The sequence below is a fragment of the Arthrobacter subterraneus genome, assembly GCF_900099735.1.
Classification (GTDB): domain Bacteria; phylum Actinomycetota; class Actinomycetes; order Actinomycetales; family Micrococcaceae; genus Arthrobacter_D; species Arthrobacter_D subterraneus.
Genome location: NZ_FNDT01000001.1, coordinates 486510 through 506655, shown reverse-complemented (window position 1 = coordinate 506655; position 20146 = coordinate 486510). Strand labels below are relative to the sequence as shown.

General features: G+C 66.0%; 21 protein-coding genes. 8 read left to right on the top strand and 13 right to left on the bottom strand.

What is annotated here, in order from left to right; all coding sequences use genetic code 11:
• Position 1: 1 nt before the first annotated feature.
• Together BLS52_RS02345 and BLS52_RS02340 are read right to left on the bottom strand one after the other, a co-directional pair.
• Positions 2-484: an Lrp/AsnC family transcriptional regulator gene (locus BLS52_RS02345; RefSeq protein WP_026544451.1), complete on the bottom strand. Its 483-nt coding sequence runs from the start codon at positions 482-484 to the stop codon at positions 2-4.
• A 260-nt stretch (positions 485-744) separates the two neighbouring features.
• Entirely contained in the window at positions 745-1131 is a 387-nt protein-coding gene (locus tag BLS52_RS02340; RefSeq protein ID WP_035778115.1) for a PLD nuclease N-terminal domain-containing protein, read from the bottom strand.
• A gap of 30 nt (positions 1132-1161) precedes the next feature.
• Between BLS52_RS02340 and BLS52_RS02335 the strand changes: the two genes are divergently transcribed.
• On the top strand, positions 1162-1455 hold the full coding sequence (locus tag BLS52_RS02335) for a DUF4229 domain-containing protein (protein WP_090584344.1): 294 nt from the start codon (positions 1162-1164) through the stop codon (positions 1453-1455).
• A 65-nt stretch (positions 1456-1520) separates the two neighbouring features.
• On the opposite strand, the gene BLS52_RS02330 is transcribed toward BLS52_RS02335, so the two are convergent.
• From BLS52_RS02330 to BLS52_RS02320, 3 genes are read right to left on the bottom strand one after another with little or no spacing between them, the layout of a single operon-like run.
• Positions 1521-2405, bottom strand: a complete 885-nt coding sequence (locus tag BLS52_RS02330; protein WP_090584343.1) for a 1,4-dihydroxy-2-naphthoate polyprenyltransferase — start codon at positions 2403-2405, stop codon at positions 1521-1523.
• A gap of 57 nt (positions 2406-2462) precedes the next feature.
• Positions 2463-3599: an AMP-binding protein gene (locus BLS52_RS02325; RefSeq protein ID WP_090584342.1), complete on the bottom strand. Its 1137-nt coding sequence runs from the start codon at positions 3597-3599 to the stop codon at positions 2463-2465.
• A gap of 6 nt (positions 3600-3605) precedes the next feature.
• Positions 3606-4547, bottom strand: coding sequence for a 1,4-dihydroxy-2-naphthoyl-CoA synthase (locus BLS52_RS02320; RefSeq protein ID WP_090584341.1), 942 nt, complete (start codon positions 4545-4547; stop codon positions 3606-3608).
• A 146-nt stretch (positions 4548-4693) separates the two neighbouring features.
• Here BLS52_RS02320 and BLS52_RS02315 point away from each other — a divergent pair, with 146 nt between their 5' ends.
• From BLS52_RS02315 to BLS52_RS02295, 5 genes are all read left to right on the top strand, one after another.
• A complete protein-coding gene (locus BLS52_RS02315; RefSeq protein WP_026544456.1) occupies positions 4694-4903 on the top strand; it encodes a dodecin in 210 nt (69 codons plus the stop codon).
• Between the two features lie 311 nt (positions 4904-5214).
• Positions 5215-6411, top strand: coding sequence for a thiolase family protein (locus BLS52_RS02310; RefSeq protein WP_090584340.1), 1197 nt, complete (start codon positions 5215-5217; stop codon positions 6409-6411).
• Positions 6411-7148, top strand: a complete 738-nt coding sequence (locus tag BLS52_RS02305) for an enoyl-CoA hydratase/isomerase family protein (protein ID WP_090584339.1) — start codon at positions 6411-6413, stop codon at positions 7146-7148. The genes BLS52_RS02310 and BLS52_RS02305 overlap by 1 nt, the downstream gene beginning before the upstream one ends.
• Positions 7149-7192: 44 nt before the next feature.
• On the top strand, positions 7193-8002 hold the full coding sequence (locus tag BLS52_RS02300) for a 3-hydroxyacyl-CoA dehydrogenase family protein (protein ID WP_090584338.1): 810 nt from the start codon (positions 7193-7195) through the stop codon (positions 8000-8002).
• Between the two features lie 55 nt (positions 8003-8057).
• Entirely contained in the window at positions 8058-8897 is an 840-nt protein-coding gene (locus tag BLS52_RS02295; protein ID WP_090584337.1) for an endonuclease/exonuclease/phosphatase family protein, read from the top strand.
• 69 nt (positions 8898-8966) lie between these two features.
• Here BLS52_RS02295 and BLS52_RS02290 read toward each other — a convergent pair whose 3' ends face one another.
• Positions 8967-9806 (bottom strand): SGNH/GDSL hydrolase family protein, encoded by an 840-nt coding sequence (locus BLS52_RS02290; protein ID WP_090584336.1) that lies wholly within the window; start codon positions 9804-9806, stop codon positions 8967-8969.
• A 74-nt stretch (positions 9807-9880) separates the two neighbouring features.
• Between BLS52_RS02290 and BLS52_RS02285 the strand changes: the two genes are divergently transcribed.
• The gene (locus BLS52_RS02285) at positions 9881-10630 is read left to right on the top strand and encodes a tyrosine-protein phosphatase (protein WP_090584506.1); all 750 of its coding nucleotides are present in this window, start codon (positions 9881-9883) and stop codon (positions 10628-10630) included.
• 4 nt (positions 10631-10634) lie between these two features.
• On the opposite strand, the gene BLS52_RS02280 is transcribed toward BLS52_RS02285, so the two are convergent.
• The gene (locus tag BLS52_RS02280; protein WP_090584335.1) at positions 10635-11072 is read right to left on the bottom strand and encodes a PaaI family thioesterase; all 438 of its coding nucleotides are present in this window, start codon (positions 11070-11072) and stop codon (positions 10635-10637) included.
• Between the two features lie 79 nt (positions 11073-11151).
• On the opposite strand from BLS52_RS02280, the gene paaZ reads away from it, so the two are divergent.
• Positions 11152-13236 carry a phenylacetic acid degradation bifunctional protein PaaZ gene (gene paaZ / locus BLS52_RS02275; RefSeq protein WP_090584334.1) on the top strand — a complete coding sequence of 695 codons (2085 nt, stop codon included), beginning with the start codon at positions 11152-11154 and terminating at the stop codon, positions 13234-13236.
• 83 nt (positions 13237-13319) lie between these two features.
• On the opposite strand, the gene BLS52_RS02270 is transcribed toward paaZ, so the two are convergent.
• From BLS52_RS02270 to BLS52_RS02245, 6 genes are all read right to left on the bottom strand, one after another.
• Positions 13320-14126 (bottom strand): type IV toxin-antitoxin system AbiEi family antitoxin domain-containing protein, encoded by an 807-nt coding sequence (locus tag BLS52_RS02270; RefSeq protein ID WP_175460062.1) that lies wholly within the window; start codon positions 14124-14126, stop codon positions 13320-13322.
• Positions 14127-14316: 190 nt separating this feature from the next.
• Entirely contained in the window at positions 14317-14922 is a 606-nt protein-coding gene (locus tag BLS52_RS02265) for a TetR/AcrR family transcriptional regulator (RefSeq protein ID WP_425425017.1), read from the bottom strand.
• Between the two features lie 56 nt (positions 14923-14978).
• Positions 14979-16310 (bottom strand): phenylacetate--CoA ligase PaaK, encoded by a 1332-nt coding sequence (gene paaK, locus BLS52_RS02260; RefSeq protein ID WP_090584331.1) that lies wholly within the window; start codon positions 16308-16310, stop codon positions 14979-14981.
• The gene (gene paaI, locus BLS52_RS02255; RefSeq protein WP_090584330.1) at positions 16307-16795 is read right to left on the bottom strand and encodes a hydroxyphenylacetyl-CoA thioesterase PaaI; all 489 of its coding nucleotides are present in this window, start codon (positions 16793-16795) and stop codon (positions 16307-16309) included. Before paaI ends, paaK begins: the two co-directional genes overlap by 4 nt.
• Before the next feature lie 99 nt (positions 16796-16894).
• The gene (locus tag BLS52_RS02250) at positions 16895-19066 is read right to left on the bottom strand and encodes a S9 family peptidase (RefSeq protein ID WP_090584329.1); all 2172 of its coding nucleotides are present in this window, start codon (positions 19064-19066) and stop codon (positions 16895-16897) included.
• A gap of 29 nt (positions 19067-19095) precedes the next feature.
• Positions 19096-20127, bottom strand: a complete 1032-nt coding sequence (locus BLS52_RS02245; protein WP_090584328.1) for a LacI family DNA-binding transcriptional regulator — start codon at positions 20125-20127, stop codon at positions 19096-19098.
• Positions 20128-20146: the final 19 nt, after the last annotated feature.

Below are 20146 nucleotides of genomic sequence, written 5' to 3'. Positions count from 1 at the left end.
CTCAGTCGCGGATGGTCCCCAGAAGTGGTGCCATCCGGTACGGGATTGGCTGGCGAAGGAACATGCTGGTCCTCGTCCGGAGGATCCCCGGGCAAAGGCGGATCTCCTCCGACACCCGGTACAGGTCATCGGGGTCGCGGGCCACAACGCGGCACAGCAGATCCGTCTCACCCGCGGGGGCCAGGCACTCGATGACTTCCGGTATGGCGCGCAGACCCTCGACGGCGAGATCGATCCTGTGCTGGTCGAGTTCGGCAGCGACATGGGCTGAGATACCCATTCCCAGAGCCTCAGGATTGATGCGCACGCTGTGCGGCCTCAGCACGGCCTCGCGCTCAAACCGGTCGAGGCGGGCCTGGACGGTGCCGCGCGCCAGCCCGGTCCGGTGTGCGATGCCAAGGATGGTCATACGGGGGTCCGCGTCGAGGGCTTCAAGGATGGCGCGGTCGATCGCGTCCCTGGTGGAACGGCGTTCCTGGTTCATGCGTTCTGCACTCCCTCGGTTGGTCTGAACAATCTGATCATTCCTGCCGACGCTGATTGGGTCATCGTAGTCAGACTGACCATCTAAATAGCCAGCTGTTGTGCAGATCTTCGCATAGAGGGTCAAATGATGGCATAAGAGTGCTCCGGGGAACACAACCTGAGGGCATGGGGCCGCGGCTGTACGGGCACATCAACCCGGCAGTGGTGTCAGGAATCCCACAAGGAGTCCGAACGCCCGAGCAGGACCGTCTGGACTTCCTAGGCGGTCTTGCCGTCGTTGGCGGTGCCTTCGTCCTTCTTCTTCTGCTCGGCCTCGCGGGCACGGTTCTCCGCCTCCCGCCGGCGCAGCTCGGCTTCCCGAGCCTCCTGGCGCCGCCGAACCTCGAGGTTGCGCAGGAACTGGGGATCGTCGTCGGGCGATGAAGGACGGCGCGTCTGCCGCTGGCTGGGGCGGTCGTCTCCCCGTGGGCGGCCGAAGAGGAACCACAGGCCCGCGCCCAGGAGCGGGACAAGGAGGATGGTGAAGAACCATGCGGGTTTTGAGATGCTGCGCACCGATTCTGCCCGGCTCATGATGCAGTCGAAGAGCGCGTAGATAATGACAGCGATCCCGAGGATCACGAGTAACAACAACAGGCGCGGCATGCATCAATTGTAGGCGAGTAAACTTGGGACGTGCCTTTCCTCAAATTCACTGCCCTGCGCCTCGGCTTTGTCGTGGTGTTCTTTGTGATCTGCTACTCCCTGGGCCTGGGCGCAGTCTTCTCGGCGGTCGCCGCGGCCGTTCTGGCCTGGTGCGTCACCTACCTGTTTTTCCGTGACCTTCGCAACGAGGCCGCGTCCACACTGCAGCGCCGGTTCCGCGACGGCGCTCCGCCGGTGCGCACCAGCAGCGAACTGCGCGACGCCGATGCCGAGGACAGCCTGGACCCGAACACTCCGGTGAATTCGGACCGCCGCCAGCCGTAAGACTGCCGCCAACCGTAAGCCGCCGGTAACCGTAAGACCGCCGCCAACCGCAGCCGCCAGGGAAGTTAGGCCAGCACTCCGGAGAGCACCACACCGGCACCGAACAGCACGCTGAAGCCCAGGTTGATGATGCTCGTCTGCTTGAGTACCGGGATGAGGCTGCGGCGCTTCTTGCCCTTGAGCATCAGCCAGCTCGGCATCAGGCACAGCGGGATCAGCAGCAGGACCAGCAGCACCCACGGGTAGTCGTACACCAGGAACAACGGCAGCAACAGCGCCACGGCGAGCATCATCACGTAGCTGATCCGGGCGGCGGTGTCGCCCAGCCGCACCGCGAGGGTGAGCTTGCCCGCTTCCCGGTCCGTGGGGATATCCCGCACATTGTTGGCCATCAGCAGGGCCATGGCGATGATGCCTGTGCTGACCGCGCCGATCCACGCCGGCCCGCTGAGCTGTCCCGCCTGCGTGTAGGTGGTGCCGAGGGTTGCCACCAGGCCAAAGAAGACAAAGACGAACAGGTCCCCCAGGCCGAGGTACCCATAGGGGTTACGCCCGCCCGTGTAGCCCCAGGCGGCAGCTACGCAGCCGACTCCCACGAGCAGGAGGAACCAGGCCTGCGACAGCACGATCAACGCGATTCCCGCGACCATGGCCAACGCGAAACACCCGAAGGCCGCCCACTTCACCTGCCACGGCCGGGCGGCGCCGGACCCGGTCAGCCGCAACGGACCCACCCTGTCGTTGTCGGTGCCGCGGATGCCGTCGGAGTAGTCGTTCGCGTAATTGACGCCTACCTGCAGCAGGACGGCGACCGTCGCAGCCAGCAGCGCATTCACCAGCTTGAAGGATCCGAGGTCAAAGGCGGCCGCGCAGCCGATGATCACGGGCGCCACGGCCATAGGGAGGGTGCGCGGACGTGCTCCCTCCACCCACTGCGCAGCTGTTGCCACGGGTTCCTCCGGTTGTCTACTCGCGAATTCTGATCTGGACGTGGTGAAGCGGTGCGGTTACAGCACGGACTGCTCGAACAGCGCCCGGACGGCCAGCCGGTCCGGTTTGCCGTTGGCGAGCATCGGCAGCTTGTCGAGTGTCAGCACGATTCTGGGGGCTGCATGCGCCCCCAGCTGCTCCTGGGCATGCCGGCGCACGGCGTCCGGATTGACAGAGCCGACGACGGCGGCAGCCACCTGGGCGCCCCACTCCGGGTGGGGGATGCCAAGCACCAGTGCTTCGCTGACGCCCGCCATCCCCTCGATGGCGCTCGAGACGGCGACGGCCGACACCTTGAGGCCGCCGGTGATGATGACGTCATCCACGCGCCCATGGATCGTCAGGACTCCGTTCCCGTCAACGGTGCCGTCGTCATCCGTGCGGAACCAGCGCCGCCCGGAGTTGAATGGGAACTTCTCCCGGGTCAGTTCCGGCTGGCCGAGGTAGCCGTCGGCCAGGACGGGGCCGCTGATCCAGAGCCGGCCCTCGTCATTGGTGAGTTCCACGCCTTCCAGGGGGACGCCGTCGTACACGCAGCCTCCGGAGGTTTCACTCATGCCGTAGGTCCGGACGATGTTCAGGCCGTGGGAGCGGGCACGGTGGCGGAGGGCATCGGAGACCGCCGCCCCGCCCAGCAGGATCGCATTGAACCGCTGGAGCACCTTGATGGTTTCCGGCGCCGGGTCCTCAAGGAGGCGGTGCAGCTGGGTGGGCACCAGGGACGTGAAGCGGACCTTGTCGGTGAGTTCGCCGGCCGCTTCGGTGAATCGTGCCGGGCTGAAACTCGTCGACAGGTCCATGGCCCAGGGCCGCGTGCCGGCGTAGAGCGAACGCACCAGCACCTGGAAACCGGCGACGTAGTGCACCGGCAGGGTGAGCAGCCACTGGCCTTCGGACTTCAGGGCATAGGCGGTGCCCATGGCGGATGCGGCGAGAGCATCGACGCTGAGCATGGTCTGCTTCGGGGCGCCCGTGGAGCCGGAGGTGCTGAGCACGGCCGCGATCTCGTCGTTGGGCAGTTCACCGGTGAAGCTCTGGTTCTCATCAATGTGGGGCGCCACGGCCGGGCCCTCTCCGGCAAGCGCCGCCGCCAGCGGTGCAAGGAGGGTGTGGGGGTCGAAGCCGGGCGGGGTATGAACGGGGAAGAGTTCCATTGATGCCTAGAAGTAGTAGGGGAAGCTGGACCAGTCGGGGCTGCGTTTGGCGAGGAACGCTTCCTTGCCCTCGACAGCTTCGTCGGTCATGTAGGCCATGCGCGTCGCCTCACCGGCGAAGACCTGCTGGCCGGCCAGGCCGTCATCGGCGAGGTTGAACGCGAACTTCAGCATACGGATGGCCTGTGGGCTCTGACGCGCGATGTCCGCCGCGTACTCCAGAGCCACTTCCTCGAGCCGCTCATGCTCGACTGCCTCATTCACGGCGCCCATCGCGACCATGTCCTCGGCCGAGTACTCACGGGCAAGGAAGAAAATCTCGCGTGCCTTCTTCTGCCCGATCTGCCGGGCCAGAAGGGCTGACCCATAGCCGGCGTCGAAGCTGCCCACCGTCGCGTCGGTCTGCTTGAATCTGCCGTGCTGACGCGACGCGATGGTCAGGTCCGCGACGACATGGAGACTGTGGCCTCCGCCTGCCGCCCAGCCGTTGACGACGGCGATGACCACCTTGGGCATGGTCCGCATCAGCCGCTGCACCTCGAGGATGTGGAGCCGGCCGGCGCGGGCGGGGTCGATGGTTTCCCTGGTTTCACCCTCCGCGTACCGGTAGCCGTCCCTCCCGCGGATCCGCTGGTCGCCGCCCGAGCAGAATGAATGCCCGCCGTCCCTGGGGGAGGGGCCGTTTCCGGTCAGGAGGACCGTTGCGACGTCGGGCGTCATGCGCGCGTGGTCCAGGGTGCGGTACAGCTCATCGACCGTGCCCGGACGGAACGCGTTACGCACCTCCGGCCGGTTGAAGGCGATGCGGACAGTGGGGAGGTCACGGCCCTCGCTGCGATCTACCTGGCGGTGGTAGGTGATGTCCTGAAGATCCTCGAATCCCTCCACGAGCCGCCACCGGGCAGGGTCGAAGACGTCGGATACCTTGGCTGGGAGATCTGTGGTCACCAATCGAGTCTAGCTTCGGAGGCCGGGGTGACTTCAAAGTGGCGGCTTCGCCGGATCGTCAGGCCGGAGGGTCTGGACCGGGACGCGCGGTGCGACTAGCGTGACACCCACCCGCCGGAGAAGCCGGTGCCAATGAAGGAGCAAGCATGGCGAACCATACGTACAGCATTTCCGAGGTTGTCGGCACGTCGCCGGACGGGGTGGATGCGGCCGTGACCAATGCCGTGACCCAGGCCGCGAAGACCCTCCGCAACCTCGACTGGTTCGAGGTCAAGGAGATCCGCGGACATCTGGTGGACGGCAAGGTGGCGGACTGGCAGGTGACGGTCAAGCTGGGCTTCCGGCTGGAAGAGTGACCGGGCCAAAACCGTTGACGAAATCCAGGAACACGGGCAGGCTGTTACCTAGGCGGGCCTAGACCCGCACCAGTTTACTCGCCGGCGTTGAGCGAGCCCCGATGCGCAATCCCGGGGCGCTCCGCCGGCGCTTCTTTTGTGTCCCGCTTTTTGTGCCTGCTTTTTGTACCCGCCGCCTGCCCCCACGCAACAGAACGGCGGCCGGTTGACCGCTTCCGTGCACCGTGCGATTCTTTATAGAACGAACGGTCGGTAATTACGCCGCCTTCAAGGTACCTCGCTGAATGACGACGACGATGACGGAGGCTGGCATGGCCGAGGCTTTTCTGGTGGGCGGGGTTCGCACCCCGGTGGGACGGTACGGCGGAGCACTTTCCGCGGTCCGGCCCGACGACATGGCGGCCCTCACCCTCCGCGAACTGGTCCACCGAACCGGTCTTGACCCGGAGACTATCGACGAGGTCATCCTCGGCAACGCCAACGGCGCCGGTGAGGAAAACCGCAATGTTGCCCGCATGGCTACCCTCCTTGCAGGCCTGCCTGACACCATTCCGGGCATCACCGTCAACAGGCTCTGCGCCTCGGGCTTGTCGGCGATCATCATGGCCTCTCACATGATCAAGGCAGGCGCTGCCGACGTCGTGATAGCCGGCGGCGTCGAGTCGATGAGCCGCGCGCCCTGGGTGATGGAGAAGCCGACGACGGCGTTCGCCAAGCCGGGCGCGGTGTTCGACACCTCCATCGGCTGGCGGTTCGCCAACCCGACCTTCGCGGCGCAGGAGAAAACCACGTTCTCGATGCCGGAAACCGCCGAGGAAGTGGCCCGCGTGGACGGCATCACGCGTGACGACGCCGACGCCTTCGCCCTGCGCTCGCACCAGCGGGCCGTCGCGGCGATCGACGCCGGGCACTTCGCTGACGAGATTGTCCCCGTGAACACCGTGCGCGGGAAGAAGAACGTCACGGTGGACACTGATGAGGGGCCCAGGCCGGACACCACGCTGGACGTCCTCGCAGGGCTGAAACCGGTAGTCGCCAAGGGCGGAGTAGTGACCGCCGGAAACTCGAGTTCCCTCAATGACGGCGCCTCCGCAGTGATCGTCGCATCCGAGGCGGCGCTCACCCGGCTTGGGCTCACGCCGCGCGCCCGCATCGTCACCGGAGCGTCTGCGGGCGTGCCCCCGGAGATCATGGGCATCGGCCCGGTGCCGGCCACGCAGAAAGCCCTCGACCTGGCCGGCCGTTCCATCGCCGACCTCGACGCCGTCGAACTCAATGAAGCCTTCGCTTCCCAGTCCCTGGCGTGCATCCGCCGGCTCGGCCTGGACGAGGAAATCGTGAACCGCGACGGCGGGGCCATCGCCCTCGGCCACCCGCTCGGTTCCTCGGGATCCCGGCTCGCCATCACCCTCATGGGCCGCATGGAGCGCGAGGGCGGCCGGCTGGGCCTTGCGACCATGTGCGTCGGCGTGGGACAGGGCACCGCCATGATTCTGGAGCGTGTGTAGTGGAGACGCTGAAAATTGACGACGGCGGCGACCGCCTCAGCGTCCAGCTGCACCGTCCGGAGGTCCGCAACGCGATTGACCAGCAGATGGTGGACGAACTCCACGAGGTCTGCGCGGATCTGGAGCGCAACCCGCGGGTGCTGGTCCTCTCGGGGACGGGCGGCGTCTTCGCCTCCGGTGCCGACATTGCACAGCTCCGGGAACGACGCCGCGACGACGCGCTCGCAGGAATCAACTCGACGCTGTTCTCCCGGATAGCCCGCCTCCCCATGCCCGTGATCGCGGCGCTGGACGGCTACGCCCTGGGCGGCGGCGCCGAGCTCGCCTTCGCTGCGGACTTCCGCATCGGTGCCCCCTCGCTCAAGATCGGCAACCCGGAAACCGGTCTGGGAATCCTGCCCGCCGCCGGAGCCACCTGGCGGTTGCGTGAACTCGTCGGTGAACCGCTGGCCAAGGAAATCCTGCTCGCCGGCAGGGTGCTGGACGCCGATGAGGCGCTCGCCGCCCGGCTGATCACCGAAATCCATCCGGCTGAGGACCTGCTGCCGGCCGCCCACCGACTGGCCGACCGGATTGCACGGCAGGATCCACTGGCCACCCGCATCACCAAGAGCGTGTTCCACGCCCCACCCGAAGCGCATCCCGTGATCGACCAGCTCGCCCAGGGGATCCTGTTCGAGTCCGAGGCGAAGTTCGAGCGCATGCAGGCGTTTCTCGACCGGAAGAAGAAAAAGTGAATCACACCATTCCGGACACAGTCGGCGTTCTCGGTGGAGGGAGGATGGGCGCGGGCATCGCCCACGCGTTCTGCGTGGCGGGTGCCGCCGTCGTCGTCGTGGAGCGTGATGACGACGCCGCGGAGGCGGCGCGCGGACGTATCACAGCGGCACTGGACCGCAGCATCGCCAAGGGGTCCACACAGGAAACCCTCGAGGCGCTCACCGGGCGGGTGACGGTCGCCACCGATTATGCGGCTCTCAAACCCTGCGGGCTCGTGGTGGAAGCAGTACCGGAGGATCTCGCCCTGAAGACGGCGGCGCTGCGCGGCGTGGAGGAACAGCTCGACGGCGACGCCTGGCTTGCGACGAATACCTCGTCCCTGTCGGTCGGCGAGCTGGCCGGTGTGCTGCAGCGGCCCGACCGGTTCTGCGGGCTCCACTTCTTCAATCCCGTTCCGGCATCGACGCTGATCGAGGTGGTACTGGCGCCGTCGACGTCGGAGGAACTAGCCGGGAAGGCGCGCGGCTGGGCTGAAGCGCTCGGCAAGACTCCGGTAGTGGTCAACGATGCCCCGGGATTCGCCAGCTCCCGGCTCGGCGTTGCGATTGCCCTGGAAGCGATGCGAATGGTCGAGGAGGGGGTGGCCTCGCCCGAGGACATCGATACGGCGATGGTGCTTGGCTACAAGCACCCGGTCGGCCCGCTGCGGACAACCGACATCGTGGGACTCGACGTCCGCCTGGGAATTGCCGAATACCTGGCCTCGACTCTGGGCGAACGGTTTGCTCCGCCGCAGATCCTGCGGGACAAGGTGGCGCGTGGTGAACTGGGACGCAAATCCGGGCAGGGCTTCTTCACCTGGGATGAGTAGGCGTGTGCTGCCGGGCTTTTGCCCCTCCAAGGGTCAAAGGGGCTAAGGTTTTTTCATGAGCGAGCGGACCACCCTTGCGGACAAGCCGTTGATCGGACCTGTCGAGGCGCCCCAGCTCCATGTGATGACCTACAACATCCGGCGCCGGGTGGCCCATGTGAACCCCTGGAGCCATGACTACTGGGGCCGGCGGGCACCGCTGGTACGCCGCCTGCTCGCGTCCGAGCATCCCACCATCCTAGGCGTCCAGGAAGCCCTTCCCGACCAGCTGCCGGCAATCCTTGAGGGGCTGGGCGGGCATTACAGCAGTATCGGCCGCGGCCGGAACGCCGACGGCGGCGGTGAACAATGTCCGATCGTCTATGACGCTGACCGGTTGCAACTGCTCGAGTGGGACCAGGACGCCCTGTCCAATACCCCCGATACCCCCGGGTCCAACGACTGGGGCAACCTCATCCCGCGCATCGTCGTGACCGCCCGCTTCCGGGACCGCGACACCCGCAAGGAGCTCACGGCGGTCAACACGCACCTCGACCACATGTCCCGGAAGTCTCGCCAGCTATCGGCGGAGGCAATCAGGTCCCTGGTCGCGCGCACGGAGGGCGCCGTCGTCGTGATGGGTGACTTCAATACCGGTGCCGCCTCGCAGCCCTACGAGGCGCTGACCAACGGCGAAGTGCTTGCCGACGCGTGGGATGCGGCGCAGGACCGGCTGACCGAGCTGTGGGGGACGTTCCCGCACTACCGCGCGCCGAAGCAGGGGCGGAAACGGATTGACTGGCTGATGGTGAATGAAGGCGTCACGGTGGTGGAGATGGGCATCAACACCACGCGCTACGACGGCGCGTGGCCCTCGGACCACACGCCGGTGCAGGCGATCATCACCATCAACTGACGTTTTTGTCGCGTTCTGCTGTTATGCGTCGCTCAGAACAGCAGAACGGCGACAAAATCTCTTATGGGGTCAGTCGATGGCCTTGCGGACCTCCGGGAGGTAGCCGGACTGGTAGCCCTTCGCGGTGGGGTGCAGATCGTCAATCGCGGTGAAGCCCGTGAAAATGATCCAGGGCTCCGGCGAACCGATACCGTGCTTGTCGAACCGCTTGGCCACGTCCACGAAATCGAACCCCGCGGCTTCCGCGCGGTCCTCGATGACGTCGTTGAGTGCGTCCGTGCCGGCATTGAAGAGCTCCTGCGCCTCGAGGGAAAGCAGCGGAGCGTTCCCGAACTCAGGCGAGAACAGGTGGGGATAGCCCGTGACGATGATCTGCGCGTTCGGCGCGGCACTGTCCAGCTGGGCGTAGAGGGCATCCAGGTCCCCGGCCACGGTTGTCCGGGCCTGGAACACAGCGAAGTCAACGGCCTCTTGGCAGACCTCGATCGGCTGGGTGGCGCAGACCCCGACAATCCTGCCGAAGTCAACGTCGTTGCCGCCCGCAGCGACCGTCACAAGGTCCGTCTGCGGGCCGAGGACGCCGGTCCCGGCAAGGCCTACCACCTGCTCAGGGACATCCGGAATATCAGGAACATCCGGCTCGCCGCCGGGGATGTTGGCGGCCCGGGCACCCGAACATGCCGCGCTGAAGGTCAGCTGGATCTGCTTCCGCGCATCCAGCAGGCCCGGTAGCCCCAGCGGTGACTGGCCGCAGCCGTTGACATAGGAGCCGGCACCGAAACCGGCGGCGTAGGAATCGCCCACAGCGACGTAATCGAGCGGCACAGGGGGAGCGGCCACGGAGGCCGAAGCGGGGACAATCAACCCGACGGTCATGAGAGCGCCGGCGGTCATGCGGAGGAGATTCATCGCATCAACATACTCGCGAAAAACCGGCGCGGATAGGGGCTCACGGCGTGTTCATCGCTTGCTACGCTTCGGGCATGGCGTGGATTGACCTCGAGCAGGTGCGGCGGGCGGGCATCAGCCGGAAGGTGTCCTGGGACGGCGCAGTCAACGCGCGCGATCTCGGCGGCGTCAGCCCCTCCATCCGGCCCGGCCGGCTCTACCGGATGGGCCGCCATGAATGGCTCACCGACGCCGGGTGGCAGCAGGCGTACGACGACGGCGTCCGCACCGTTGTGGACCTGCGGAACCCGGGGGAGCGCGGCCGGCGCGATTCCGATCCCGTGGTGAACAGCGCGATGCTGGACCGCTTCCGGGTGGTGAACTGTCCTACGGAAGACCAGTCCGATCAGGAATTCATGCAGCTCGTCGGCCCGTACCTCAGCTCACCGGAGTACTACAGAGAGAACCTCCGCCGCTGGCCCGGGAAGGTTGCCGGAGTGGTGCGGGTGATCGCGGAGTCTGAAGGCGCCGTCGTCGTGCACTGTTCCGCGGGACGGGACCGGACCGGGCTGGTCACGGCGGTGCTGCTGGCGCTCGCCGACGTTCCGCATGAGGCAATCGCCGACGACTACGCGCTGGCCGTGCACGGGATCAATGAGCACCACCTCAGGCAGGAGCGGCCGCACGAAACCCCGAAGTCGCCCGAGCAGCTGCACGAGTGGATCGCTGCCACACGCCGTCACCTCCTGGAGCTGCTGGAGGGATTCGACGCCGAGGGCTACCTCCGGAACGCCGGGTTATCCGGGCAGGAGATCGACGCAGTCCGGCGCCGGCTGACCGACTGAGGGCTTATTTCTTCTCGAGCAGCAGGTTGGTGATGCGCAGGGTGCAAAGGCGGACGCCGTCGTCGTTGGTGATCAATACCTCATGGGTGGTGAGGGTGCGGCCCAGATGGATGGGGGTGGCCGTGATGGTGATGGTCCCGTTGCGGGCCGACTTGTGGTGCGTCGCCGAGACGTCCACGCCCACCGCGGTCTTGCCCAGCGTGCTGGCGTGGATGACGGCCGCCCAGGATCCCACGGCCTCGCCCACCGCCAGGGACGCGCCGCCGTGCAGCAGGCCGAATGACTGGCGGTTCCCCTCGACCGGCATGGTTGCGACCACCCGCTCCACGGACTGTTCAAGAATTTGCACGCCCATCTTTTCGTCGAGTTCGCCGAGGGTAATCTGCCAGGGTTCGCCGGTCACTTGGGCTCCTTGTGGGGTGTGGCGGGATTGCGTGTTCATGTACTCTGGATATATTACCGAACGTCCGTTCAGTAATGTTTGCCCCGTTTCTGCAGCTCCCTAACGCGAAAGGTCAACGATGACTTCGACCGCCCTCAGCGTGGACATTGTCCCCAGCTTCATCCATGACGCCTGGTGGACCCCCGACCAGCACGCGGTGTCCGCGGACAACGCCACCGAAGTACGGGATGCCAGTACCGGAGAGCTGCTTGCCATGGTGAGCACCAGCGGGCTGGATACTGCCGACGTCGTCAATTACGCCCGCACCACAGGCCAGAGCGAGCTTGGCAACTTCACATTCCATCAGCGGGCGCTGAAGCTGAAGGCACTCGCCCAGTTCCTGAACGGGCAGCGCGAGCATCTCTACGAGCTGTCCGCCCGGACCGGCGCCACGAAGGTCGACTCGATGGTGGACATCGACGGCGGCATCGGCGTGCTGTTCACGTTCGGTTCCAAGGGCCGCCGTGAACTGCCGAACTCGCAGGTGGTCATTGACGGGCCCGTCGAGGTGCTGTCAAAGGACGGGTCCTTCATCGGCGAACACATCTACACCCGCATCCCGGGCGTGGCCGTGCAGATCAACGCGTTCAACTTCCCCGTGTGGGGCATGCTGGAGAAGCTGGCGCCCGCGTTCCTGGCCGGCGTGCCCACCATCGTGAAGCCCGCGACGCCGACGGGTTACGTGACGGCCGCCGTCGTGAAGCTCATCATCGAGTCCAACATTCTTCCCACCGGTTCCCTGCAGCTCATTTCCGGGCCGGCGCGGGATATCCTGGACACCCTCGACTACCGCGACATGGTCCTCTTCACCGGGTCGGCGTCCACCGCGCACAGACTGAAGTCCCACAAGAACGTGACCACCGGCGGCGTCCGTTTCTCCTCCGAAACCGACTCGCTCAACGCCGCCATCCTCGGCGAGGACGCCGTTCCCGGTACCCCGGAATTCGACGCGTTCATCAAGTCCCTGGTGACGGAGATGACCGTCAAGGCCGGCCAGAAGTGCACCAGCATCCGCCGCACCCTCGTTCCCAAGGCCCTGGTGAACGACGTCGTTGCTGCCGCCCGCGAACGCATTGAACAGCGCGTCACGCTCGGCGACCCGCGCGCCGAGGGCGTCACCATGGGTGCGCTCGCTTCGGTGGACCAGCTGCGCGATGTCCGCGCCGCCGTCGAGTCGATGATCGCGGCCGGCGGTGAGCTGGCCTACGGCACCCTCGATTCCCCTCGCGTGACGCAGGCGGACGGAACCGTGGACGTCGCTGAGGGCGGCGCTTTCATGGCCCCGGTCCTCCTGACCTGGGAGAACGCTGACGCGGTGGAACTTCACACGGTGGAGGCCTTCGGCCCGGTTGCATCGGTGGTGGGGTACGACGACGTAGCCCACGCCGTCCGCCTGGCCGCCATGGGGGAGGGGTCGCTGGTGGCGACTGTGTGCACAAACGACCCGGCGATTGCCCGCGAGCTGGTGACCGGCATCGCCGCCCACCACGGCCGCGTGCTGGTCCTGAACCGTGAGGATGCCCGGTCCTCCACCGGACACGGATCGCCGGTACCGCACCTGGTGCACGGCGGGCCCGGGCGCGCGGGCGGCGGTGAGGAACTCGGCGGCATCCGTTCAGTGCTGCACCACATGCAGCGCACCGCCCTGCAGGGGTCACCGAACATGCTGACCGCCGTGACCGGCGTGTGGCACACCGGCGCTGACCGCAACTTCGATAAGGAGCACCCGTTCCGGAAGAACCTCGCGACCCTGCGGATCGGCGACGCCGTCCGGTCCGATCTCCGCCAGGTGACCCGTGAGGACATCACAGCGTTCGCGAACAGCACGGGCGACACGTTCTACGCGCACACCAACGAGGAAGCCGCGGCCGCCAATCCGTTCTTCCCCGGCATCGTGGCGCACGGATACCTGCTGCTTTCCTGGGGCGCCGGGCTCTTCGTTGAGCCCGCTCCGGGTCCCGTGCTGGCGAACTACGGACTTGAGAACCTCCGGTTCATCACGCCGGTTGCCGCGGGCGATTCCATCCGTGTGACCCTCACCGCCAAGCGCATCACGCCGCGCGAGGATGAGGAGTACGGCGAGGTTTCCTGGGACGCCGTGCTCACCAACCAGAATGACGAGATCGTGGCGACCTACGACGTGCTCACCCTCGTGGAGAAGTAGGAGCGCGCTGCGCCGTCCGTCAGTCCCAGCGTCTGCGCGGACCCAGTGGGAACGAGCGGTTCGCTCCCACGCGGCCCAGCGCGTCACTGGGATTTCCGGGTGGCAAGTCCCTCACGAACGAGTTGGACAAGGATCTCAGGCTGCCGGAGGATCACCTTGGCGCTGACACGCAGGACAGGTATGCCTTTCACCGTGAGCAAGTTCCAGCGTCGCCGGTCCTCCTCAAATTCTCTGGGGCCACTGTGATGCTCGCGGCCGTCCGCTTCGATCCCAAGGATCCCGTCGACAAAAAGATCCAGCCGTCCAACGCCCGGAATGGACACCTGTGAACTGACGTGAAAGCCTGCGTTCCGAAGGTGGTACCGACCAACGGTTTCGAGGATGGACTCGGCATGAGGGTCAACGAGCGCGATGATCCTCCGCAGCGGGGCATCCCGCGCGCCGGTGGCCAGTGTCCGCAAATGCTGGAGGGAAACCTTTTTCTGAACCACCGCCGACTCCACTATGCACAGGGCATCGAGCTCCGGCAGGCACCGCATGCTCTGAACACAGATATCGGCCATCGTCAGTGGCTTTGCCTGACGATGAACCCTAAAAGACTCGGGGAGCGGACGTCCATGATCCACAATCACGTGGATGAGCGAGGGCTCTCGAAGGATCCATAGCCCTTGGTGGCTGGCAGCGCTGATGCAGGCGAGGTCGGCACCAGCACAGGACGCGCTGAGCAGCGCCGGACTCGCACCATGCACCGCGTAGACGCCGCGAGTGGGGCGCGTGATCCGTTCCTCTGTCAGCGCCTGAGCGACGCTCTGCCGGGAAATTCCCAGTGCAATGAGATCGCTTCGGCGGGCGACGCCTCCTTGCATCAGTAAAGCCGCGACAACATCCATGTAGCCCATCCTGCGCGGAATACATACAGGGTAGTCCGCGCAGGAGGCTTATGTGGATAACCGGGAATCCCACCGTGAGCAAGTCATCGTTGGGAACAAGCCCCCCGTTTCCCTACGAATGCGGCGAGTCGGTGGGAACGACGGCGGTTGAAGACGGAGAGGGGAACAGTCAAGGCGTCTGCCTCACGGCTCACGGATGATGGTGGAGGCCCTCGAAGACCATGGCGATTACGTCGTCGGCAAGCTTCTGCGGGGTCACTGGGCCGCCAGGCTTGTACCACTCGACCACCGAGTTAATGGTGCCGAACAGCAGCCTGGTGGTGGTCCGCGGGTCGATGTCCTTGCGGATGGACCCTTCCGACCGGGCCGCCTCCACGAGGGAGGCAACCTTGTGGTCAAAGGCACGACGGCGTTCAAGGGCCTCGCGCTCAACCTCCGTATTGCCGCGCAACCGCAGCAACAGCGTCACAAAGGGGAGCCGCTCCGTCAGGACGGCGATGGTTCCCCGGAGCACGTACTCAAGCCGCTGGTCGGCCTTACCGGCCGTCGCGTCCGCATCGGTCAGTACGGCTTCCAGTCCGCCGAGCGCATGGTCCAGGGCGAGCCGCAGCAGGTCGCCCTTTGACGGCACATGGTGGTAGATGGCCGACTTGCTGATGCCCAGGTTCTCGGCAAGGACGCCCATGGACGTGGCCTCGTACCCGTGCCGGTTGAAGACGTCGACGGCGATATTGAGGACGGTTTGCTGGTCATATCCGGGTCGTCCACGGCGGCTGGCAGCCTGAGAGGGGGGCATACCAGTCATTTTCGCATGAACGTTCGGTCAGATCGGCAAGCCGCGCAGCCGCGGCGCTACGCCTTGGGCCGAAGGTCGTAGATCCGCTTCAGCTTTCCGCTTGAGCGGGTCAGGGATCCGGGCTCCACCACGGAGACTGCGCAGCTTGAGCCGATGTGGATCTTGATCTGCTTGCTGAGCTCCGATGCTGCTGCCGCGGCGTCATCCGCGCTGACGCCCTCCCGCGGTTCGATCCGGATGGTCAGCTGGTCCATCCGCTGCCCCTCAGGGCGGGTGAGTTCCAGCTGGAAGTGCGGGCTCAGGGCGGGGATCCGCAGCGCAATCTCTTCGATTTGCGTGGGGAAGAGGTTCACGCCGCGCAGGATGATCATGTCATCGCTGCGTCCCGTGATCCGGTCCATTCGCCGCATGCCCGGGCGCGCGGTGCCCGGAAGCAGCCGGGTGAGGTCATGGGTGCGGTAGCGGATGATCGGCAGGGCTTCCTTGGTCAGGGAAGTGAACACGAGCTCCCCGGCCTGGCCGTCGTCGAGCACTGCATCGGTGAAGGGGTCAATAATCTCCGGACGGAAATGATCCTCCCAGATGTGGGAGCCGTCCTTCGTCTCGACGCATTCGCCGGCCACGCCCGGGCCCATCACCTCGGACAGACCATAGATGTCGCAGGCATCGAATCCCATCCGCTGCTCGAGTTCGGCCCGCATCTGGGTGGTCCACGGCTCGGCGCCGAGGACGGCCGTCTTCAGCGAGGTCCCCTGGGGGTCGATTCCGGCCGCCACCATGGCATCAAGGATGGTGAGCAGGTAGGTCGGAGTGCTGAGGATTGCATCCGGCTCGAAATCCTGGATGAGCTGGACCTGGCGTTCGGTCTGTCCACCGGAGATGGGGATGACGGTGCAGCCGAGTTTCTCAGCGCCTGCGTGTGCGCCCAGCCCGCCGGTGAACAGGCCGTAGCCGTAGGCGTTGTGGACCTTCTGGCCCTTCTTCACCCCGCTGGCGCGAAGGCATCGGGCAACCAGTGTGGCCCACCGGTCCAGGTCACCGGAGGTGTAGCCGACGACGGTGGGGCGTCCCGTGGTTCCCGATGAGGCGTGGATGCGGGCTACCCGCTCCTGCGGGACGGCGAACATCCCGAACGGGTAGGTCTGGCGAAGGTCTTCTTTGGTGGTGTAGGGGAATTTCCCCAGATCTGATAGCTCACGCAGGTCCGTCGGGTGCACACCGGCGTCGTCGAACTTGCGCCGGTAGAGATCCACATTCTCGTAGGCGTACTTCACCGTCCACTGCAGGCGCTCAAGCTGAAGTTCCTCAATGCGTGCGCGGTCGAAGCTCTCCTCCGGATCCCAGGTGGATGTGTCCGCGGCGGTTGCCTTGATGGCGGTGGTGCTCATGGGTTCCTCTTTCCGGACAGGTCTTCGGACGGGGGCAGGTTCTGGTTACGGTGGTTGGGGACCGTGCGTGACCGGCCGCGGAACAGCGCGACGAGGCGTCCGTCGTCGGGATCGCTGCCCTTCACAGCCGCGGTGATCGTGATGTCATAGATTCCGCTGCGTCCCGCACCTGCGCTTTTCTGCGCCACCGCAGTGAGCTGCTCGCCGGGCATTGCGGAGGACAGGAAATTGATGTCGACGCCGGAGGCAACGGTGATGGTGCCGGTCTCACCGACGGGATTGCAGGCAAGCGCAAACGCGGTGTCAGCGAAAGCGAAGATCATTCCCCCGTGGGCAATGCCGAACCCGTTGAGCATTTCCTCCCGGACCAACATGGTGGTGGTGGCATGCCCGTCCGCGAGGCGAAGCACTTCGATGCCGAGCCACTGCGAGGCGTAGTCCTTCTCCAGCATGGGGTGCACGGGGCGGACGTCAGTGTCCTTCATGGAGGCCTCTCGAGATTTATTTACCGATCGTTCATTAGGTAATACCTCAGGGGCCTCCACTGTCAAGCAGATGAAGGGAGTGTGGCGTCCGGGAAACTATCAGCCGGCGACGCTGCCCGCCTGGGAAAGCACCCGGGTGGCACCCAGCGCATCCGCAACAAACGCGTAATCCCAGGCCACGTCCTTCCACAGCTCGTACCGGCCGCTGGCGCCGCCGTGCCCGCCGTCCATTTCGGTCTTGAGGACAATGGGTTCACTGCCCGTCGTCAGCTCGCGGAGCCGGGCCACCCATTTGGCCGGCTCCACATACAGAACCCGTGTGTCATTGAAACTCGTCACCGCGGCGATGCGCGGATACGCTGCCTCGCGGATGTTCTCGTAGGGGGTGTACTCCTTCATGTACCGGTAGACCTCGGGGTCTGTGATGGGGTTGCCCCACTCCTCCCACTCCAGTGCCGAGAGCGGGAGTTCCGGATCCAGGATGGTGGTCAGGGCGTCCACGAAGGGAACCTGCGCCACGATGGCGCAGTACTTCTCCGGAGCCAGGTTGGCGACCGCGCCCATCAGGAGGCCGCCGGCGGAACCGCCGATGGCCGCAACCCGCTTGGGGTCCACCCACCCTGATTCGGCCATATGGGTGGTGGCGTCGACGAAGTCCGTGAACGTGTTCTTTTTCGCGAGCTTCTTGCCGCCCTCGTACCAGGTGCGGCCCATCTCGCCGCCGCCGCGGATGTGAGCGACAACAAAGATGATTCCCCGGTCCAGCAGCGACAGCCGTGAAATGGAGAACGCCGGATCCATGCTGATCTCGTAGCTGCCGTAGGCGTAGATCACCGCGGGATTGGAGCCGTCCTGCTGCAGGTCGCGGCGCCTGAGCACGGACAGCGGAACCTGCGTGCCGTCCGCGGCTGCCGCCCACTGCCGCTCAGCGACATAGTCCTCCGACCGGTAGCCGCCGCGCACCTCCGTCTCCTTGCGCAGGCTCAGGACACCGGCGTCGAGCAGGTAGTCATAGACCCGTGGCGGGGTGAAGTAGGAGGCGTAGGACAGCCGGATCACCGGGGATTCGAACTCGGCTCCGGCGAGGTTGCACGTGTAGAGCGACTCGTCGAAGGCCGGCTCCACCGGCGGCTGCTGGAGGGGCGTCCCGAGGCCCTCGCGCGGCAGGATCTGGACCCGCATGGTGGTGTCCTTGCGCACTGATACAAGGACGTGCGTGGCGGTGACGGTGGCACCGTGAACGCGGACGGCGTCGTCGTGGTTCACCACAGTCATCCACTCCTGCTCCGCAAGCGGGCGCTGGAACTGCTCCGCGGCCACGAGGCTGACCATGGAGTTCCTGGCCCCGCGGTCGTGGGTGAGCAGGTAATGAAGCCGGCCATCGACGCGGAGGGGCTCCGCTTCGTAGAGGATGCGCTCCGACCGGGGGATCAGCGTGGTGAGCCCGGCGTCCTGCCGCTCAAGATCCAGCACCCGGTACTCGCTGTATTCCGAGCAGCCGATGCCGATGAGAAGCTGTGTGCGGTCAGCGGAGAGATCGAAGCCGGTCCACATGGCGACGTCGTCCTCTTGATAGACCAGCGCGTCCTGTTCGACGGCGGTGCCCAGCCGGTGTGATTTCACCTGGTAGGGGCGCCAACTGTCATCGACGACGGTGTAGAACACCTGGGATCCGTCCGACGAGAAGGCCAGGCCGTAGAAAACGTTGGGGATCTCGTCGGGGAGCAGCTCACCCGTTCGCAGGTCCTTGATCCGCAGGCTGAAGCGCTCATCCCCGGCGTTGTCCACGCTGAAAGCCAACAGGGTGCCGTCCTCGCTGACGGTGAGGCCGCCGAGAGAGAAAAACGGTTTGCCCTCTGCCTCGAGGTTGCCGTCGAGGAGGACCTGCTCGCCGTCAACCGGACGGCCCGGGACCACCTCGGGCGGAGTCCAGTCCCTGGCGACATCGCCGGTGTCTTCCGCCTTCACCCGGCAGTGGATGCTGTACTGCTTGCCCTCTTCGGTGCGCGAGTAGTACCACCAGTCCTTCTTGCGCGCGGGGACGGAGAGGTCTGTCTCCTGGGTGCGGTTCTTGATCTCGCTGAAGATGTCCTGGCGCAGCTGCTCCTGCCCGGCCGTCACTGCCTCGGTGTAGGCGTTCTCGGCCTTGAGGTGCTCCACCACCTCGGGGCTGTCCTTGGCCCGCAGCCATTCGTACGGGTCTATCACGGTGTCGCCGTGATGGGTGCGCTCGGTCGGAACCTTCTTGGCAACAGGGGGCGTGGAAGTCATGAACCCATCCTGCCAGAGGGCGCCGACGATCAGCCGGGAGCGGCCGCGGTGGAGCCCCGGACAATGAGGTCCGATTCGAAAAGGACCTCCGTACGGCTGACGCGCTCACCGGACAGCTCCGTGAGCAGTGCCTGCACCACGGCCTCGGCCATCGCGGCGACCGGCTGCCGCAGGGTGGTCAGCGGCGGGTCGGTGAAGGCCATCAGCGGGGAGTCATCGAAGCCGACAACGGACACGTCCTCCGGTACGCGCAGTCCCCGGGAGCGCGCGGCGCGGATGGCGCCGAGGGCCATGACATCGGACGCGCAGACAATGCCGGTGTGGCCGGCATCCAGAAGCTCGACGGCGGCGCTGTGCCCACCCTCGATGCTGAACATGGTGACGGCGGTGTGCGGCGCCGGATCCGACACGCCAAGCTGCTGTTTCAGCCCGGCCCGGAATCCTTCCGCTTTCCGGCGGCTCGGAATGAAGTGCTCCGGCCCCGTGGCGAAGCCGATCTTCCGGTGGCCCAGGGATGCCAGATGGCGGACAGCGGTCTGGATTGCCATGGAGTCATCGTTGGCGATCGACGGAGCGTCCACCTCAGTGCGGGTTCCGTTGGTCAGTACAAAGGGAATGCCGCGTGCCCGCAGCCGGTGGTAGCGCTCCACGCCTGCACGGCCGTCGGCGTGGGCGGCACATACAAAGATCAGTCCGCGCACCCCCTGGTCCAGCAGAAGGGAAACGTACTCGTCCTCGGTGACACCTCCGCCCGGCAGCGTGCACAGGGCGGGGATGTAGTCATTGGGGGCAACCAGCGCGCTGATGGCACCGGCGAAGGCCGGGAAGATCGGGTTCACCAGGTCCGGCACCACGATGCCGATCTGCCCCCTGGCCCGGCCGGACAGGCGGTCGGGGCGCTCATAGCCGAGGTCATCCATGGCGGTGAGGACTGCCTGGCGGGTTTCCCTGGAGGCGCCGCTGCGTCCGTTGAGAACGCGCGACACGGTAGGCACGCTGACTCCGGCCCGCCGCGCAACGTCTTCGAGGCGCGGCTTGTCGGTCAGTGGGGGAAGCGTCACAGGTCCATGCTATCCGGCG

Excerpts from the sequence above, each read along its gene's own strand:
- BLS52_RS02345 (WP_026544451.1), bottom strand. The coding sequence starts at position 484 with ATGAACCAGGAACGCCGTTCCACCAGGGACGCGATCGACCGCGCCATC.
- BLS52_RS02340 (WP_035778115.1), bottom strand. The coding sequence starts at position 1,131 with ATGCCGCGCCTGTTGTTGTTACTCGTGATCCTCGGGATCGCTGTCATT.
- BLS52_RS02325 (WP_090584342.1), bottom strand. The coding sequence starts at position 3,599 with ATGGAACTCTTCCCCGTTCATACCCCGCCCGGCTTCGACCCCCACACC.
- BLS52_RS02315 (WP_026544456.1), top strand. The coding sequence starts at position 4,694 with ATGGCGAACCATACGTACAGCATTTCCGAGGTTGTCGGCACGTCGCCG.
- BLS52_RS02310 (WP_090584340.1), top strand. The coding sequence starts at position 5,215 with ATGGCCGAGGCTTTTCTGGTGGGCGGGGTTCGCACCCCGGTGGGACGG.
- BLS52_RS02300 (WP_090584338.1), top strand. The coding sequence starts at position 7,193 with ATGGGCGCGGGCATCGCCCACGCGTTCTGCGTGGCGGGTGCCGCCGTC.
- BLS52_RS02295 (WP_090584337.1), top strand. The coding sequence starts at position 8,058 with ATGAGCGAGCGGACCACCCTTGCGGACAAGCCGTTGATCGGACCTGTC.
- BLS52_RS02290 (WP_090584336.1), bottom strand. The coding sequence starts at position 9,806 with ATGAATCTCCTCCGCATGACCGCCGGCGCTCTCATGACCGTCGGGTTG.
- BLS52_RS02285 (WP_090584506.1), top strand. The coding sequence starts at position 9,881 with ATGGCGTGGATTGACCTCGAGCAGGTGCGGCGGGCGGGCATCAGCCGG.
- BLS52_RS02280 (WP_090584335.1), bottom strand. The coding sequence starts at position 11,072 with ATGAACACGCAATCCCGCCACACCCCACAAGGAGCCCAAGTGACCGGC.
- paaZ (WP_090584334.1), top strand. The coding sequence starts at position 11,152 with ATGACTTCGACCGCCCTCAGCGTGGACATTGTCCCCAGCTTCATCCAT.
- BLS52_RS02270 (WP_175460062.1), bottom strand. The coding sequence starts at position 14,126 with ATGGATGTTGTCGCGGCTTTACTGATGCAAGGAGGCGTCGCCCGCCGA.
- BLS52_RS02265 (WP_425425017.1), bottom strand. The coding sequence starts at position 14,922 with ATGCCCCCCTCTCAGGCTGCCAGCCGCCGTGGACGACCCGGATATGAC.
- paaK (WP_090584331.1), bottom strand. The coding sequence starts at position 16,310 with ATGAGCACCACCGCCATCAAGGCAACCGCCGCGGACACATCCACCTGG.
- paaI (WP_090584330.1), bottom strand. The coding sequence starts at position 16,795 with ATGAAGGACACTGACGTCCGCCCCGTGCACCCCATGCTGGAGAAGGAC.
- BLS52_RS02250 (WP_090584329.1), bottom strand. The coding sequence starts at position 19,066 with ATGACTTCCACGCCCCCTGTTGCCAAGAAGGTTCCGACCGAGCGCACC.